Source organism: Ihubacter sp. rT4E-8 (assembly GCF_049852125.1).
Taxonomy (GTDB): domain Bacteria; phylum Bacillota; class Clostridia; order Peptostreptococcales; family Anaerovoracaceae; genus Senimuribacter.
Genome location: NZ_CP187532.1, coordinates 1,103,150 through 1,119,969 on the forward strand (window position 1 = coordinate 1,103,150; position 16,820 = coordinate 1,119,969).

Genomic DNA, 16,820 nt, shown 5'->3' on the forward strand with positions numbered 1-16,820 from the left:
GTACACACCATGAAGAAGATCGAACTTTTTGAAAAGGCCATCGCGGAGCAGGCAGCAAGCCTTAAGGACTGGGGGATCAACCCGACACTGTTCTGGGCATACCGCAACAGCATCACGGCGGGCAACGACAGGATAGACTTCGGCGAGGTCATCTGGGACAGCGAGGTCGGGGAGATCGCGGAAACGCTGAAGGAGAACGGCATCACCGAGTTCACCATCAGCAGCACCTTTTCCAGCCTGATCTCGACGCTTGCGGAATTTGCAAAGCACGGCTTCCAGATGGCGGGGCTGACGGAGGTAAAAGCGAACTACACAGACTTCCAGACCCAGGAGCGGGCGGTCATCCCAGCGATCCGGATGGCGGCGGAAGAAGCGTAAGGCGCGGGGTGGCCTGACGGGAGGGAAAACCGGCGGGCCGGAAGCCCCGGAGAAACGGGAAGGCAAAAAATACATCCGCAGGGCAGTGCGGGGCGAAGGAGGATTTTTTATGGCAGGGATGAAGTGGTATAAAGTATGGCTGGTGGTTCCGGGTACGGATTTCAATGCGGAAGGCTGGCCCTGCGAGCCGGAATGGTGGAACGACATGGAGCAGGCCCCCGATGAGGAGACGGCGGTCCGTCAGGCCAACGAAAAGGCCCGGAGGCAGTGGGAAGAGCCGAACCGGTATGAGCCTGGGGCGGAGGCACCGTCGGACAGGGAGCTTGGGCAGGAATGCCCGGTCTGCACCGGGGCGGCGGAAGTCACCGACGAGGAATATGCGGAATGGAAAAGGGAGATGGAAGAGCCGGTGGAGCTTCCGTTCCAATAGCATCCAGGCGGGTTTTCCGCAGGCAACTGGGCCGGGAGGCTCTTTTGCCCGTGGCAGATATACACAGTTTCTCCCGCAGATATTTGTGTACTTTATGCCCGTTATTCACTTGCTATTACCGGCAGAAAGAGCGAATATGTGTACTGCTGAAAGGGAAAACAAAAAGGAGGACACAGACCATGAAGATCAACGATGCAATGAAAACCTACAGACTGCCGAACCCCACCACGCCGGAAGACCTGGAATGCAGGTGGGGCAAGCTGCTGACCTTTGGCGACAGGGTGGTCATCGCTGGCTACTTTTTCAACGGCCCAAACAAGCCCTGCTATTTCGGGGCGGTTTACGAATTCCTGGGCGACGACCATACCTGCGAAGGCGCCATCGGGCTGAGGGCGGCAAGCAGAGCCGAGTTCGAGGATGACGGCCACGCAATCGCCTGGGCGATGCAGCAGTAAACGAAAAACGGAGAATTACAAGAACGGAGCCGGAAGGCTCTGTGTCTTGTTCCGATAGATTGGGGCTTACCATAGGCAGGCCATTTTTGATGCCATCTTTGGGGAGGTGATGCCGAATGGCAATGCGGAAGCTGAAAAAATACAGGGCGACGAAGTTCAGGGCGAAGGACAGCCATTACGATAAGGACTCCGCCGATTTTGCCGTGATGTTCATCGAGAGCCTCTGCCACACCAAGGGGACATGGGCGGGGAAGCCCTTTGAGCTGATTGACTGGCAGGAGCAGATCATCCGTGACATTTTCGGCACCCTGAAACCGAACGGCTACCGCCAGTTCAACACAGCATATGTTGAGATTCCGAAAAAGCAGGGCAAGTCGGAGCTTGCCGCCGCTGTGGCGCTGCTTTTGACCTGCGGGGACGGAGAGGAACGCGCCGAGGTGTACGGGTGCGCCGCCGACCGGCAGCAGGCCACCATTGTCTTTGACGTGGCGGCGGACATGGTGCGGATGTGTCCGGCACTTTCCAAGCGGGTGAAGATACTCGCCTCGCAGAAGCGGATCATATACACGCCCACCAATTCCTTCTACCAGGTGCTTTCGGCGGAGGCGTATTCCAAGCACGGCTTCAACATCCACGGCGTGGTGTTTGACGAGCTGCACACGCAGCCGAACAGGAAATTATTTGACGTCATGACCAAGGGCTCCGGGGACGCAAGGATGCAGCCGCTGTATTTCCTCATCACCACGGCGGGGACGGACACCCATTCCATCTGCTACGAGACGCACCAGAAGGCAAAGGATATTTTAGAGGGGCGGAAGATCGACCCGACCTTTTACCCTGTCATTTACGGCGCGGATGAGGCGGACGACTGGACGGACCCCAAGGTGTGGAAGAAAGCCAATCCGTCATTAAATATCACGGTAGGGATTGACAAAGTGGAGGCCGCCTGCGAGTCGGCGAAGCAGAACCCCGGCGAGGAGAACAGCTTCCGGCAGCTCCGCTTAAACCAGTGGGTGAAACAGGCGGTGCGGTGGATGCCCATGGACCGATGGGATGCCTGCGCATTCCCTGTTTCCGAGGACGGTCTGGAGGGGCGCGTCTGCTACGGCGGGCTGGACTTGTCCTCCACCACGGACATCACGGCGTTCGTGCTGGTGTTCCCGCCGTTAGATGAGGAGGACAAATACTGTATCTTGCCGTACTTCTGGGTGCCGGAGGAGACGCTGGAGCTGCGCGTGCGGCGCGACCATGTCCCCTACGATGTGTGGGAGCGGCAGGGGAAGCTGATGACCACGGAGGGGAACGTGGTGCATTACGGCTATATTGAAAAATTTATCGAGCGGCTTGGGGAGCGGTTCAACATCCGGGAGATCGCCTTCGACCGGTGGGGCGCGGTGCAGATGGTGCAGAACCTGGAGGGGATGGGCTTCACGGTGGTCCCGTTCGGGCAGGGCTTCAAGGATATGTCGCCGCCAACGAAGGAGCTGATGAAGCTGGTGCTGGAGCAGATGGTTGCCCACGGCGGGCATCCGGTCCTGCGGTGGATGATGGACAACATCTTCATCCGCACCGACCCGGCGGGCAACATCAAGGCAGATAAGGAAAAGTCCACGGAGAAGATTGACGGGGCAGTGGCCGCGATCATGGGGCTTGACCGGGCGATCCGCTGCGGGAACGTGTCCTCGGAGAGCGTCTACGATACCCGCGGGCTCCTCATTCTGTAGTGGTAAAATGCACAAACCCCACAAAGGATGTTTGTGCATGATACGGCTGTATTCTGCTTGCTATTCTGCGGTTTCAGAGCGAATATGTCACTTACCGGGAGGGTGTCCCGGAAACTATTCGGATGGAGGGATTTCTAATGAAGCCATATGGAGCAGAGGAAAGGTTTGGAAAATATGAGAGGGAGGACTTCGGCGGCTGGTCAAGGAACCACACCAAAGCGGCATCCATCCGCAGGTGGAAGCGGCCGCTGAAAAAGAGGGCGAGGCAGGTCTGCCGCGCCGCGCTGAGACGGCTGGTCTGAGCGGCTTTTCCGGGGCATAAACCACACAAAAACTGCCCCGGATGTTTGTGTACTTTATGCCCGTAATTGACTTGCTATTATCCGCATTCAGAGCGAATATGTGTACTACCGAAAGGGAAAAAACAAAACGGAGGTAACGCACATGAAGGTACACGAATTTATCGCAAAGCACAAGATCAAGGAGTCCAGGATGCGGATCTACGACGCGGAGCTTGGGGATGAGGTTTATGGGATCTACGAGATGGGTCTCTACCGCGACTGCGAGGTGGTCAGGGCATACCCGCACAACGGAGACACGGTTTTAGAGGTCGCATCGGTAAACGGCTAAGACAGGACGGCACAGGGGGCGCTGCTTCGGCGGCGCCTTTTGGCTGTCCGTTTTTGGAAAGGAGCGTGGTATTTATGGGGTTATTCAGCGGATTGTTCCGGGCGAGGGACGCGCCAACGAACCGCACGTCGGGAAGCGCCTACAGCTTTTTCCTTGGGAACAGCACATCGGGGAAAAGGGTGAACGAGCGCACCTCCATGCAGATGACGGCGGTGTACTCCTGCGTCCGGATTCTTTCAGAAGCGGTGGCGGGGCTGCCGCTGCACTTTTATAAGTACACGGAGGACGGTGGGAAGGAAAAGGCAGCGGAACACCCGCTGTATTTTTTACTCCATGACGAACCGAACCCGGAGATGACTTCTTTCGTTTTCCGTGAAACGCTGATGACGCACCTGCTCCTGTGGGGCAACGCCTATGCGCAGATCATCCGCAACGGCAAAGGGGAGGTCATTGGGCTGTACCCGCTGATGCCGGACCGGATGGGCGTGGAGCGGGACTCCAAAGGGCAGCTCTATTACGAATACACAGTCAGCATGGAGGACGCGCCCACGGTGAAGGGCAGCACGGTAATCCTGCCGCCCACGGAGGTGATGCACATCCCCGGCCTTGGCTTTGACGGGCTGGTGGGCTATTCCCCCATTGCCATGGCGAAGAATGCCATCGGCATGGCGATAGCCTGCGAGGAGTACGGGGCGAAGTTCTTCGCCAACGGCGCACAGCCGAGCGGGGTGCTGGAGCATCCGGGAACCATCAAAGACCCAAGCCGTGTGCGTGAGAGCTGGCAGTCCACCTTCGGCGGCAGCCACAACGCCAACAAGGTGGCTGTTTTAGAGGAGGGGATGAAATACACTCCGATTTCCATCTCGCCGGAACAGGCGCAGTTTCTGGAAACGAGGAAGTTCCAGATCAATGAGATCGCACGGATATTCCGTGTGCCGCCGCACATGGTGGGCGACCTGGAAAAGAGCAGCTTCTCCAACATCGAGCAGCAGAGCCTTGAGTTCGTGAAATACACCCTCGACCCGTGGGTGTCAAGGTGGGAGCAGTCCATGGCGCGGTCGCTGCTGACGGCGGAGGAAAAGAAGAAGTATTTCGTGAAGTTCAACGTGGACGGCCTGCTCCGGGGCGATTACCAGAGCCGCATGAACGGATATGCTGTGGGGCGGCAGAACGGGTGGATGTCGGCAAACGACATCCGGGAGCTGGAGAACCTTGACCGCATCCCGGAGGAAGTGGGCGGCGACCTGTACCTCATCAACGGGAACATGATGCCGCTTTCCATGTCCGGGGCGGCATATCAAAAAGGGAAGGAGGAACCCAATGAAAACGAAGAAGTTCTGGAACTGGAAGAAGGCGAAAAACCAGGAAACGGGGGCGGAGGAGCGCATCCTGGAACTGAGCGGCACCATCGCGGAAGATAGCTGGTTTGACGATGACGTCACGCCGCAGCTTTTCAAGGATGAGCTGAACAGCGGCACGGGCGATATTACCGTGTGGATCAACTCACCGGGCGGCGACTGCGTGGCGGCGGCACAGATCTATAACATGCTCGCGGGCTACAAAGGGAAAGTCACAGTAAAGATTGACGGCATCGCTGCATCGGCGGCATCCGTGATCGCCATGGCGGGCGACACAGTTTTGGTATCCCCGGTTTCGATGCTGATGATCCACAACCCCGCTACCATGGCATGGGGCGACCACGCCGAGATGCAGAAAGCGATGGATATGCTCTCCGAGGTAAAGGAGTCCATCATCAACGCCTATGTGTTAAAGACCGGGCTTTCCCGACCGAAGCTGTCACACCTGATGGATGCGGAGACCTGGATGGACGCGAACAAGGCGGTGGAGCTTGGCTTTGCGGATGACATCATGGCACGGGCAAAAACGGAACCGGAGGAAGGCGAGGGGAATACGGACGGGGAAGAAAAGAAATCCCCTTCTGCCCACAGCTCCATGCTGTTTTCCCGCAGGGCGGCGGACAACGCCCTGCTGAATAAAGTGATTGCCAAATACGGGGAGAAAAAGCCGAAGGCGGGCGTCGGGGAGCAGGCAAGAATCCCTGCACCAGAAGGGAAAAACGAACCGGAAACAGAAACCGGCCGTTCCGTGGACGCACTCATGGAGCGGCTTAACTTATTAAAGCGATGAGAAGGAGGATTCCATTATGACGATTCTTGAACTGCGTGAGAAACGCGCGAAGGCATGGGAGGCGGCAAAGGCGTTTTTAGATTCCCACAGGAAGGAGAACGGCACCCTTTCCGCAGAGGATGACGCCGCATACACAAGGATGGAGCAGGAGATCACAGACCTTGGGAAGGAGATCGCAAGGCTGGAGCGGCAGGAGGCGCTTGAAGCGGAACTGGACCGCCCGGTGAACAAGCCCCTCACGGGGAAGCCGGGCGGAAAGGCAGGGGCAGACGGCACGGAGGATAAGACCGGGCGCGCGTCTGATGACTACCGGAAGAATTTCTGGAATGTGATGCGCTCCAAGGCGCCGATGCCGGAAGTCACCAATGCCCTGCAGGTCGGCACGGATTCCGAGGGCGGCTACCTGGTGCCGGATGAGTATGAGAGGACGCTGGTGGAGGCGCTGGAGGAGGAGAACATCTTCCGCCAGATGGCGAAGGTCATCAAGACCTCCAGCGGCGACCGCAAGATCCCGGTGGTGGCAAGCAAAGGCACGGCGTCCTGGATTGACGAGGAGGGTGCAATCCCGGAAAGCGACGATGCCTTTGGGCAGGTCTCCATCGGGGCATATAAGCTGGGGACGATGATCAAGGTTTCCGAGGAGCTGTTAAACGACAGCGTGTTTGACCTGCAGTCCTATATCTCCCGCGAGTTTGCCCGCAGGATCGGGGCGAGGGAAGAGGAGGCGTTCTTCACGGGGGACGGCAAGGGCAAGCCCCTGGGCGTGCTTGCGGCAACAGGCGGCGCGGAAACGGGCGCGACCGCCGCATCCGCCACGGCCGTGACGGCGGATGAGATGATGGATTTATTCTATTCGCTGAAAGCCCCGTACCGCAGGAAGTCCGTGTGGGTGTTAAATGATTCCACCATCAAGGCCATCCGAAAGCTGAAGGACAATAACGGGCAGTACCTGTGGCAGCCGTCCCTGACAGCCGGGACGCCGGACATGATCTTAGGCCGCCCCATCAAGACCTCGGCGTATATGCCGGCCATGGCCGCGGGCGCAAAGACCATCGCCTTCGGTGATTTCAGCTACTATTGGATTGCCGACCGGCAGGGGCGCAGCTTCAAGCGCCTGAACGAGCTGTTCGCGGCGACCGGGCAGGTGGGCTTCCTCGCCACGCAGCGTGTGGACGGCAAGCTGATCCTTGCGGAAGCGGTGAAGGTGCTGGTGCAGAAAGCGGCATCCGGCTCATAAAAAATACAGATTTTGATGGAAGGCGGTGGCGGCATGGTGGTGACGCTTAACGAGATGAAGAATTACCTCCGTGTGGACTATGACGAGGACGACGCCCTGATTGAAAGCATCATCGGGGCGTCGGAACGCCTCTGCATGGACGTGGCACGGATGGATTCAATGGAAGAGTTTTCTGCTGTGGAGAACGCAAAAGTCTCCGTGCTGTATGCGGCGGCCTACCTTTACGAACACCGGGAGGAGGCAGACCACCGCGCCCTCACGCTCACCCTGCGGGCTTTGCTCTCCGGGGCAAGGAAGGAGGCGTTCTGATGGATGTGGCGGCAATGAACGTGCGGATTATGTTCCAGAAAAATGAAACGGTGTCCGATGCCATCGGGAACAATGAAAATGTGTGGACGGATTATTATTCCTGCCATGCCACCGTCAGCGATTCCCTGGGGAAGTCCTCTGTGGAATCGGAGGCGGCGGGGCAGACCGTGGCGCACCCGGACATCAGCTTCACGGTGCGTTTCTGCAGGAAGTTGAAGGCCGTGGACACCACAGGTTTCCGTATTTTGTGGGACGGCGGCATTTACGACATTCTGAAGGTAGACCATCTGAACAACAAGAAACGGGCATTGAAATTCAAATGTGAGAAAGCGGGGCGGTGATGATGTCAGACAGGGTAAGGATTGACCAGCTTGCGGCCGCGGTGATGGAAGGGCTGACGGAGTATGCGGATCTTGCGGCGGATGAGCTGAAAAAGGCGGTGAAGAAAGCGGGGAATTCCGTGAAAAAGGATATCCAGGCGGGCGCACCGAAGGACACGGGCGCCTATGCGAAAAGCTGGTGTGTGAAGAACGTGAAGGAGACTTCCAACTCCATCGAGCTGGTGGTGCATTCCCGGAACCGCTACCAGCTCTCGCACCTTCTGGAGTTCGGCCATGCGAAGCGGGGCGGCGGGCGCGTTCCCGGAAGGACGCACATTGCGCCTGCGGAGGAACGGGCGGAACGGACGCTGGAGCAGGAGATTGAAAAGGCATTAAGGGGGTGAGGTTATTTTGGAAGGGCTTGTAAAAATGATCGCGGAGATGGGGCTGCCTTTCGCCTATGACCATTTCGCGGAGGGGGAGTCGCCGGAGCCGCCGTTTTTGTGCTACCTCCTGCCGGGGAGCGATAACTTTGCGGCGGACGGGAAGGTGTACCACAAGGGCGCAAGCGTGCATCTGGAAATTTACACGGATAAGAAAGACCCGGAGCTGGAGGAGCAGGTGGAGGATGTGCTGGATGCGTATGAGGTTTTTTATAATAAATCGGAAACGTGGATCAGCAGCGAGCGGCTCTACGAAGTTCTGTATATTTTTGGATGGGAGGCATGACAGATGGCAAATAACAGCAAAAAGAACAAAGTGAAATACAACCTTAAAAATACGCATTATGCGATGCTCAATATTTCGGAGGACGGGGCGGTTTCCTACGGCACGCCCGTCCCGATGCCGGGCTCAGTGTCCATCTCACTGGACGCCAATGGCGAGCCAGAGAATTTCTATGCGGACGGGACGGCTTATTATGTCATCAACAATAACATGGGCTATGACGGCGACCTGGAGCTTGCCATGATCCCGGAGTCATTCCGCAGGGATGCTTTAAGGGAGGAGCTGGACAGCAAGGGCGTGCTGATCGAGAACGCCTCGGCGGAGCTTGCGGCGTTTGCGCTGCTCTTTGAGTTTGACGGCGACCAGCGGCACATCCGGCACGTCCTTTACAACTGTTCTGCGTCCCGCCCCGGCATTGAGGGAAAGACCAATGAGGAGAGCCGGGAGGTGCAGACGGAGACGCTGACCGTCAAGGCCACGCCGCTGGCGGACGGGATGGTGAAGGCGAAGACCGGGGACTCCACGGATGAGACGGTCTATAAGGACTGGTACAAGGCGGTGTATATGCCCACGGCATCAGATGAAGGAGGGGAGGAAAGCGTATGAGCATGACGAGGAAGATCGAGATTGACGGGAAGGAAGTGCCGTTCCGGGCATCGGCGGCTGTGCCGCGCATCTACCGGATCAAGTTCCACCGGGATATTTATAAAGACCTGAGCGCGCTGGAAAAGAGCATTGGGAATAGCGATGAGGAGAATTCCAGCCTGGATTTGTTTTCTTTGGAGCTGTTCGAGAACATCGCTTTTATCATGGCGAAGCACGCCGACCCTTCCATCCCGGACACGCCGGAGGAATGGCTGGACGGCTTCGGCACGTTCTCCATCTACCAGGTGCTGCCGCAGCTCATCGAACTGTGGGGGCTGAACGTGAGGACCGATGTGGAGGCTAAAAAAAACTTCGCGCAACTGACCGCCCGATGACCACGCCGCTGTTCCTGCTGCGGTGTGTGCAGCTCGGCATCTCCATCCGGGATCTGGACCTGCTGACCATCGGCATGATCAACGATATGTATGCGGAGAGCAGCAATGACAGCGCCGACTATTCCATCATCGCGGGGCAGGACGAATTTGACTTATTTTAACCGGAAAATATGTGTATGCGGGACTGGCGGCGGTATTCCAGTCCCCTTTTACGCCTGGGCAGCCGGGCTTTTTTTGTGCCGTTAAGGGGGTGTTGGTGTGGCGGCAAACAGGATAAAAGGGATTACGGTAGAAATCGGCGGCGACACCACGAAGCTCCAGACGGCCCTAAAAGGCGTGAACACGGAGATACGGAACACGCAGTCGCAGCTTAAGGACGTGGAGAAGCTGCTGAAGCTCGACCCCGGCAACACGGAGCTGATGGCGCAGAAGCACCGGCTCCTTGGGGATGCGGTCAGGGAAACGAAGGAGAAGCTGGAAACGCTGAAAACGGTGGCGGAGCAGGCGAACACGGCCCTTGCCAATGGGGAAATCTCACAGAGCCAGTACGACGCCCTCCAGCGGGAGATCATAGAAACCGAAAACAACCTGCGCGACCTGGAGCGGCAGGCGGGGCAGTCTGCCGTGGCTTTACAAAAGATTGCCGCCACGGGGGAGAAGTTAAAGACCGTGGGTTCCGCCATTGAGGGCGTGGGGCAGAAGCTGATGCCCGTCACTGCGGCGGTGGGCGGGCTTGGCGTGGCTGCCGTGAAGGTGGCATCCGACTTCGACTCCGCCATGAGCCAGGTGGCGGCCGTGTCCGGGGCGACAGGGAAAGACCTGGAAGCCCTGCGTGACAAGGCAAGGGAGATGGGCAGCAAGACCAAGTTCTCCGCTTCGGAAGCCGCTGAAGCGATGAACTACATGTCCATGGCGGGCTGGAAGACGAACGATATGCTCTCCGGCATCGAGGGCATCATGAACCTTGCCGCAGCCTCCGGGGAGGACCTTGCCATGACTTCCGATATCGTGACAGACGCGCTGACCGCCCTGGGGCTGTCGGCGGAGGATTCCGGGCATTTTGCGGATATCCTTGCGGCGGCAAGCTCGAACGCCAACACGAACGTCAGCATGATGGGTGAGACGTTCAAATACTGTGCGCCCGTGGCGGGTGCGCTCGGCTTTTCCGCAGAGGATACAGCGGAAGCCATCGGCCTGATGGCGAACGCGGGCATCAAGTCCTCCCAGGCAGGCACGGCCATGCGCTCCATGATGACGAACCTCACCGGGGAAGTGAAGTTTGTCGGGGACGCTTTCGGCGAACTGACCATCCAGACCACGAACACGGACGGCAGCATGAGGAGCCTTGGGGACATCCTGGCAGACTGCCGTGCGGCATTTTCGCAGATGTCCGAGTCGGAGAAGGCCGCCAATGCGGAGGCTCTGGTCGGGAAGAACGCCATGTCCGGCTTCCTTGCGGTGATGAACGCCGCTCCGGGGGACATTGAAAAGCTGAACAGCGCCATCAACAACTGCGACGGCACGGCGGAGAAGATGGCGGCCACCATGCAGGATAACCTTGCGGGGCAGCTTACGATTTTAAAGAGCCAGCTTGAGGAGCTTGCCATCTCCATCGGGGAAATCCTGATGCCCTACATCCGGCAGATCGTGGGGTGGATTCAGGGGCTTGTGGACTGGCTGAACAGCCTGGACGAAGGCACGAAGAAGATCATCGTTACGGTGGCCCTTGTGGCTGCGGTGCTCGGCCCTGTCCTAATCGTCATCGGAAAAGTGGTCGGAGCAGTCGGAACAATTATGACCGTGGTGCCGCAGATTGCCAGCGCCATTTCCGGGGTGATCGCTTTTGTGTCCGGGACGGTGATCCCGGCGGTCTCCGCCGTGGTGGCGGCTATCGGGTGGGTGCCTTTGGCGATTGCGGCAGTGGTGGCGATCCTCGTAGTGCTGTATAACAAATGCGAATGGTTCCGGGAGGCGGTGAATGCCATCTGGACGCAGATCAAGGAATTTTTTGTTTCTGCCTGGGAAGTCATCTGCTCGTTTTTCACGGAAACCATACCCAATGCCTGGAATTCCCTTGTGTCGTTCTTCCAAGGAATCCCGGCGTGGTGGAGCGGGCTGTGGCAGTCCGTGGGCGATTTTTTCAGCAACATCTGGACGAATATGATAAACAATCCCGTGCTTACGGGCATTGTGGACATGATACGCTCCCTTTGGGAGAACCTCTCCACGACGCTGCAGGGCATCTGGAATGGAATAAAGACAGCGGCTTCCGGGGCATGGGAGCTGATAAAGAACGTGGTGCTTGGGCCGGTGCTTCTGCTCATCGACCTGGTGACCGGGAACTTCACAAAGCTGAAGGAGGATGCCGCCAACATCTGGAACAACATCAAGAATGCGGCGTCCAATATCTGGAACGGCATCAGGCAGGTGGTCGGCTCGCTGGCGCAGGGGCTTGCGAACCACGTCTCCATCCTGCTTACCGGGCTGAAAACTACGATTGCCAATATCTGGACGGCGATCAAGAATACAGCTTCGTCCGCCTGGAACGGGCTGAAAAACTTAGTGTCATCCATTGCGTCCAATCTGAAACAGGCGGCAGTCAACGCTTTCAAAAGCATGGTGTCCGGGATACGCTCTGCGCTTTCCACCCTGGGGAGCGTGGTGCAGTCCGGGTTCCAGTCCGCCATCAGCTTCATCACCTCGCTGCCGGGGAAGGCGCTGGAATGGGGGAAGGACTTCATCAACGGAATCGCGGACGGCATCCGCAGCGCCATCGGCAACGTGGTAAATGCGGTGTCGGATGTAGCGGACAAGATACGCTCCTTCCTGCACTTCTCCGTGCCGGACGAGGGGCCGCTGACGGATTACGAGAGCTGGATGCCGGACTTCATGTCCGGGCTGGCAAAGGGCATCGAAAAGAGCCGGGGCATGGTGAAGAAGGCCGTGTCCGGGGTGGCGTCCGACTTAATGCTCCAGCCGCAGGCGGCTGTCCAGGGGATGCAGGGCGGCAGGGATTCCTCCGGGGATCCTTCCGTGGGCGAGCTGCTCGGAGGGCTTAGGGAGATGCTTTCCGGCCTGCAGGAGATGGCGGGCGGCGGGACCATCTGCATCCCCGTGTATGTGGGCGGGACGCTGCTGGATGAAGTGGTGGTGGACGCGCAGGCAAGGCAGAACTTAAGGTCGGGAGGGAGGTAAGGCGGCATGGCATATATACAGTATTTAACCATTGACGGGATGCCGCTGCCCCTGCCGGACTCCTACGAGGTGCAGATGGCGGACGTGGAAGCGGATTCCGGCGGCGAGACGGAGGCCGGGACCACGCAGAGGGACGTGGTGAGGATGGGCGTGGTCTCCATCCCCGCCGCTTTCTCCGTTTCCCCGAAGTGGCTGAAACTGCTGACAGGGTTTAAACAGAAAGAGAAGCTGACTGTGGATTATTTTGACGCGGAGACGCTGGAGATAAAGCGGACGGAAATGTTCATCAGCGGCTATAAGGCAAGCCTCGTGAAAGACACGTCCTATAAGGGATTGTGGAAGGTGTCGTTCACGCTGAAAGAATTATAAGAATGCAGGGAAAGCATGGCGGGAGGAGGTGGCATCCGGATGTATCCGGTGAGCGAGGCGTTCCTGCAGGCAGTGCAGGAGAACACACGGAATTATTACTGGACGGGGCAGATCACGACAAAGGGCGGCGCTGTGTATCCGTTCGTTTACGGAGATATCGTGAAGGGCAGCGGGTACATCACGGCACAGTGCTGCGGCAGCGCGGAGATCGAATTAGGCACGGTGTATGCCGCAGAGGTGGGGATCACCCTGTTTTCACAGATCGACCGCTACACGCTGGAAGGGGCGGAGGTGCGGCTTTCCTACCATTTGCGGCTTGCGGACGGGAGCTTCGAGGAAGTGCCGATGGGCATCTTCGAGGTCAGCGAGGCGAACCGGACGGCGCACTGCCTGGAGCTGAAAGCCTACGACTATATGCTCCGCTTTGAGAAAAGTTTCAACGGTTTTGAGACTGTGGGCAATGCCTACGCCTTTTTGGATCTATGCTGCAAAGCCTGTGCCGTGGAGCTGGCGCATACGCAGGCAGAGATTGAGGGGATGCCCAACGGCACGGAGCTGCTCTCCATCTACCCGGAGAATGACATTGAGACGTACCGTGATGTGCTGTACTTCGTGGGGCAGGTGCTTGGCGGCTTTTTCTGCATCAGCCGGGAGGGGAAGCTGGAACTGCGGAAGTACGGGAGGTCGCCGGTGATGGAGGTAAAGAGCAGGCACCGCTTCACCAGCAGCTTTTCCGACTTCATCACCCGGTACACGGCGGTCAGCTCCACGAACCTGCGCACACAGACGGCGGAGTATTACGCCCTGGAGCCGGACGACGGGCTGACCATGAACCTGGCGGTGAACCCGCTCCTGCAGTTTGGGCTGGAGGAAACGCGGGGGCAGCTCTGCAGGAACATTTTAAATGACCTGGCGGTGGTCAGTTATGTGCCTTTCGATTCCAGCACCATCGGCAACCCGGCGCTGGATCTGGGGGACGTGCTGACCTTCACGGGCGGGCAGGCGGACGGGAGCCAGACCGCCTGCATCACTTCCTCCAACTGCAGGATTGGCGGCAAACACACGCTGAAATGCGTGGGGAAGAACCCAAGGCTGGCGCAGGCGAAATCGAAGAACGACAAGAACATCTCCGGCCTCCTAAACCAGATTGAGGCGGGGAGGATAGGGATACACACCTTTACCAACGCCTCCGCCTATACGGTGGCGGAGACCAATGTGCGGATCATCAGCATTGAGTTCGCGGCGAAGGAGGAGACCCATGTGCAGTTTTTCGGGCAGGTGCTGGTGGATGTGTCCGCAGGGCAGGTGAGCCGTTCTGCCAGTGCGAAAGGGAGCATCGTGGTCCCGTTCCCGGCAGGGGGCGGCGGGGATACAGGAACAGGCGCGGATGCCGGAACAGATACCGGGGATGGCAGCGGCGGCCAGGGGGCAGATACAGAAAGCGTCACGGTGGACGTGGAGCTTCCGGTCACATGGACGGAAGACGGGAAGGCAGTGGCGTATATCACTTATGAATTCAACGATTCCGAGATCCTCATCCATTACCCGGTGGAGACCTGGGGGAGCGGGAAGCACATCCTTTCCCTGTACTATCCGATTGACGGGCTTGTGCCGAACATCACGAACACCTTCAGCGTCCACCTGCGGATGGAAGGAGGGACGGCAGCCATCGATACGGGCGGGTGCATCGCCTCCATCAGCGGCCAAGGCATGGCTGCGGGCGCGGCGTGGGACGGCACCATCACGGTAGAGGAATATGTGCAGCCGTTCGCGGTCGGGGGCGGCCTGCAGGCGAAGGCGTTCTCCGGGGAGATGGGATTTGAGACAATGGAGCTGGTAAAGAAGTATTATTCGGACAGCATCGGGAAGGCGGGCATCGGCGCATTCGGGAAGCCCGTGGAGCTGCCGCAGGAAGGAGAGGGGACAGGATGAAGCTGAAAGGGACGATGGTACTGGAACTTACGGATGAAACCACGGGGGCAGTGGAAACAGTCACGGAAGAGAACATGGTGACGGAGGCGGTGAACGACATCCTGGGCATGAACCCCATGGGCGTGTTCTATTCCGAGAAGGACCTGGCGGATGTCTTTAGCTGGAACGGGGCGATGCTCCCCATCTGCCCGAACATGGTCGGGGGCATCCTGCTCTTCCCCAAAACGCTGGAAGAAGACGCGGCACACATTTATGAGATGTCGGATAACCTCCCGGTGGCCTATGCCTCCAATAACGTGAACACTACGGCGAACACGGCCAGGGGCAGCATGAACCAGACGGAGAGCAAGGCGTTAGAAAACGGCTATAAATTTGTATGGGAGTTCACGCCCAGCCAGGGGAACGGGACCATCGCGGCGGTGGCGCTGACCAGCGCCCAGGGCGGGCAGAACGCCTACGGGAGCCTGGTGGGGGACGCCAGCACGTTCCTCAAGATAAAAAAACTGGATATTGGCGACCTTGGGAAAGCGAAACAGGCGGTGCTGTTCGAGGCGGCGGAGGTGGATTTTGGGAATGACCTGCTGTATTCCATCACCTTTGCGGATTCGAGCGTGCGGATACGGAAAGTCCGCATCCCCATCTTCACCATCGGGCTGAATGAGAAACTGGACGATTCCACATACACGGTGCTGGAAGACCACGCCGTGCCGGCGGAGACCTTCCTGTTCCTGGGCAGCTACACGAAGTACGGGGAATTCCTGGACGGGAAGGACGGGTACTGGTACGGCTTCTCCAACCAGGGGAATTCCTCCGGGAACGCAAAGATGCTGTGGGTAAAGATATCCAAGGCGGACTATTCCATGACGGAGGGGGAGTGGACGCTGTCCAACGCAAAGCTGATGACGGTCGGGGAGCGGGACATGGACGACAGCTACCCGAAGAGGGTGTGCCGGTGCTGTATACGGAATGGATACCTGTATGTCCCTGCGTATGACAAAAAGGGCATCTATAAGATAAACGTGGCGAATTCCGCAGACGTGACGCTGGTCGCCTTCGGCTTCACATCCAAGATGAAGCCGCTGTGCGAGTCCGCGACCTGCGAGCTGTACCTTACGCTGATCGGCGACCTCATCATCGGCGGGGACTTCCAGGTCACGGCAGGCGACACGGTCATCCATACCCAGGGCAGCGCGAGGCTCGGCAGCGCGGCAACGCCGCTGTTCCAGCACAAGCAGTTCCTTGTGGGGTGGGGAGGCAGCTATGGGAATGAGTACCGCCATATGTACCTGCTGACGCCGTACCTTGCCACCATCAACAACCTGTCCTCGGCGGTGGTGAAGGACGCCAACAAGACCATGAAGATCACCTACACGCTGACGGAGGAGGCGTGACGGACAGCTTTACGGCAGGGGGATGCGTTTCCCCTGCCGTGATAAAAGGGTGGTGTGTGCCGGGAACCCCGGCGTGCGGCGTTTCTTTAGTTCCGGGAGTCCGGTCCAGATGCGGCGTATCTTGTGGACGGTTCCGCGACCATGGAGAGGGATGCGGCTTCGGCTTCAATGCCGCGCTTCATCTGCTCAAGCTGCGCGATCCTTTTTTCAAGCTCCGCCTGTGCCTCCCGCTGCTCCTTTGCCGCCAGCTCTTCGGCTGTGAGGGTGCGGATGTGGATGGAGCCCTCCTCGTATTCCACGATGAGCGGGGCACCGATGGAAAAGCCGAGGGCTTCCAGCCAGTGGCCTTCCATCTGTATCTTCGGGACTGCGGTGCATGGGCCGGTGCCGGTATGCAGGGTGCCGCCGCTCTGGTAGTGGCGGTAGGTGTAAACGACTTTGATGTTCTTTGTCTTCATAGGGTGTCCTCCTTGGATTTTTATTTTCCCCTGCCGCCGCCCGTTTTCCGGGCAGGCGGGGCTTCGGGTAGTGTTATTAATCACTCTGAAGCCGTGAAATAGCAAGGGAAACGGGAGGCATAAATGTGACAAAGATTC

The 16,820-nt window shown here is 58.5% G+C and carries 21 protein-coding genes; 20 read left to right on the top strand and 1 reads right to left on the bottom strand.

Annotated features, from left to right (window positions below; translation table 11 throughout):
• Positions 1–9 precede the first annotated feature (9 nt).
• From ACPW7J_RS05460 to ACPW7J_RS05555, 20 genes are all read left to right on the top strand, one after another.
• Entirely contained in the window at positions 10–378 is a 369-nt protein-coding gene (locus tag ACPW7J_RS05460) for a DUF7698 family protein (RefSeq protein ID WP_425757094.1), read from the top strand.
• Between the two features lie 109 nt (positions 379–487).
• Positions 488–808, top strand: coding sequence for a hypothetical protein (locus ACPW7J_RS05465; protein WP_425757096.1), 321 nt, complete (start codon positions 488–490; stop codon positions 806–808).
• A gap of 50 nt (positions 809–858) precedes the next feature.
• Positions 859–1,263, top strand: a complete 405-nt coding sequence (locus ACPW7J_RS05470; RefSeq protein WP_425757097.1) for a hypothetical protein — start codon at positions 859–861, stop codon at positions 1,261–1,263.
• Between the two features lie 116 nt (positions 1,264–1,379).
• Positions 1,380–2,987, top strand: coding sequence for a terminase large subunit (locus ACPW7J_RS05475; RefSeq protein WP_425757099.1), 1,608 nt, complete (start codon positions 1,380–1,382; stop codon positions 2,985–2,987).
• Positions 2,988–3,124: 137 nt separating this feature from the next.
• Positions 3,125–3,289: a hypothetical protein gene (locus ACPW7J_RS05480; RefSeq protein ID WP_425757101.1), complete on the top strand. Its 165-nt coding sequence runs from the start codon at positions 3,125–3,127 to the stop codon at positions 3,287–3,289.
• Between the two features lie 142 nt (positions 3,290–3,431).
• A complete protein-coding gene (locus ACPW7J_RS05485) occupies positions 3,432–3,617 on the top strand; it encodes a hypothetical protein (RefSeq protein WP_016213938.1) in 186 nt (61 codons plus the stop codon).
• Positions 3,618–3,691: 74 nt separating this feature from the next.
• Complete coding sequence (locus tag ACPW7J_RS05490) at positions 3,692–5,038, top strand: phage portal protein (RefSeq protein WP_425757103.1); 1,347 nt, start codon at positions 3,692–3,694, stop codon at positions 5,036–5,038.
• Positions 4,938–5,765: a head maturation protease, ClpP-related gene (locus ACPW7J_RS05495; RefSeq protein WP_425757105.1), complete on the top strand. Its 828-nt coding sequence runs from the start codon at positions 4,938–4,940 to the stop codon at positions 5,763–5,765. Before ACPW7J_RS05490 ends, ACPW7J_RS05495 begins: the two co-directional genes overlap by 101 nt.
• Positions 5,766–5,781: 16 nt before the next feature.
• Positions 5,782–7,002, top strand: a complete 1,221-nt coding sequence (locus ACPW7J_RS05500; protein WP_425757107.1) for a phage major capsid protein — start codon at positions 5,782–5,784, stop codon at positions 7,000–7,002.
• A 33-nt stretch (positions 7,003–7,035) separates the two neighbouring features.
• The gene (locus tag ACPW7J_RS05505; protein WP_425757109.1) at positions 7,036–7,311 is read left to right on the top strand and encodes a head-tail connector protein; all 276 of its coding nucleotides are present in this window, start codon (positions 7,036–7,038) and stop codon (positions 7,309–7,311) included.
• A complete protein-coding gene (locus tag ACPW7J_RS05510) occupies positions 7,311–7,652 on the top strand; it encodes a phage head closure protein (RefSeq protein WP_425757110.1) in 342 nt (113 codons plus the stop codon). The genes ACPW7J_RS05505 and ACPW7J_RS05510 overlap by 1 nt, the downstream gene beginning before the upstream one ends.
• A complete protein-coding gene (locus ACPW7J_RS05515) occupies positions 7,652–8,035 on the top strand; it encodes an HK97 gp10 family phage protein (RefSeq protein ID WP_425757112.1) in 384 nt (127 codons plus the stop codon). The genes ACPW7J_RS05510 and ACPW7J_RS05515 overlap by 1 nt, the downstream gene beginning before the upstream one ends.
• Positions 8,036–8,042: 7 nt before the next feature.
• Positions 8,043–8,360: a hypothetical protein gene (locus ACPW7J_RS05520; protein WP_425757114.1), complete on the top strand. Its 318-nt coding sequence runs from the start codon at positions 8,043–8,045 to the stop codon at positions 8,358–8,360.
• A gap of 3 nt (positions 8,361–8,363) precedes the next feature.
• Positions 8,364–8,963, top strand: a complete 600-nt coding sequence (locus tag ACPW7J_RS05525; RefSeq protein WP_016283824.1) for a major tail protein — start codon at positions 8,364–8,366, stop codon at positions 8,961–8,963.
• Positions 8,960–9,337, top strand: a complete 378-nt coding sequence (locus ACPW7J_RS05530) for a hypothetical protein (protein WP_016283825.1) — start codon at positions 8,960–8,962, stop codon at positions 9,335–9,337. Before ACPW7J_RS05525 ends, ACPW7J_RS05530 begins: the two co-directional genes overlap by 4 nt.
• Entirely contained in the window at positions 9,334–9,498 is a 165-nt protein-coding gene (locus ACPW7J_RS05535; RefSeq protein WP_425757116.1) for a hypothetical protein, read from the top strand. Before ACPW7J_RS05530 ends, ACPW7J_RS05535 begins: the two co-directional genes overlap by 4 nt.
• Before the next feature lie 97 nt (positions 9,499–9,595).
• Positions 9,596–12,532 (top strand): phage tail tape measure protein, encoded by a 2,937-nt coding sequence (locus ACPW7J_RS05540; RefSeq protein ID WP_425757118.1) that lies wholly within the window; start codon positions 9,596–9,598, stop codon positions 12,530–12,532.
• Between the two features lie 6 nt (positions 12,533–12,538).
• Positions 12,539–12,901, top strand: a complete 363-nt coding sequence (locus tag ACPW7J_RS05545) for a hypothetical protein (protein WP_160219667.1) — start codon at positions 12,539–12,541, stop codon at positions 12,899–12,901.
• 39 nt (positions 12,902–12,940) lie between these two features.
• The gene (locus ACPW7J_RS05550) at positions 12,941–14,833 is read left to right on the top strand and encodes a hypothetical protein (RefSeq protein WP_425757120.1); all 1,893 of its coding nucleotides are present in this window, start codon (positions 12,941–12,943) and stop codon (positions 14,831–14,833) included.
• Positions 14,830–16,224: a hypothetical protein gene (locus tag ACPW7J_RS05555; RefSeq protein WP_425757122.1), complete on the top strand. Its 1,395-nt coding sequence runs from the start codon at positions 14,830–14,832 to the stop codon at positions 16,222–16,224. Before ACPW7J_RS05550 ends, ACPW7J_RS05555 begins: the two co-directional genes overlap by 4 nt.
• An 86-nt stretch (positions 16,225–16,310) precedes the next feature.
• Here ACPW7J_RS05555 and ACPW7J_RS05560 read toward each other — a convergent pair whose 3' ends face one another.
• The gene (locus ACPW7J_RS05560; RefSeq protein ID WP_425757124.1) at positions 16,311–16,682 is read right to left on the bottom strand and encodes a SymE family type I addiction module toxin; all 372 of its coding nucleotides are present in this window, start codon (positions 16,680–16,682) and stop codon (positions 16,311–16,313) included.
• Positions 16,683–16,820 lie beyond the last annotated feature (138 nt).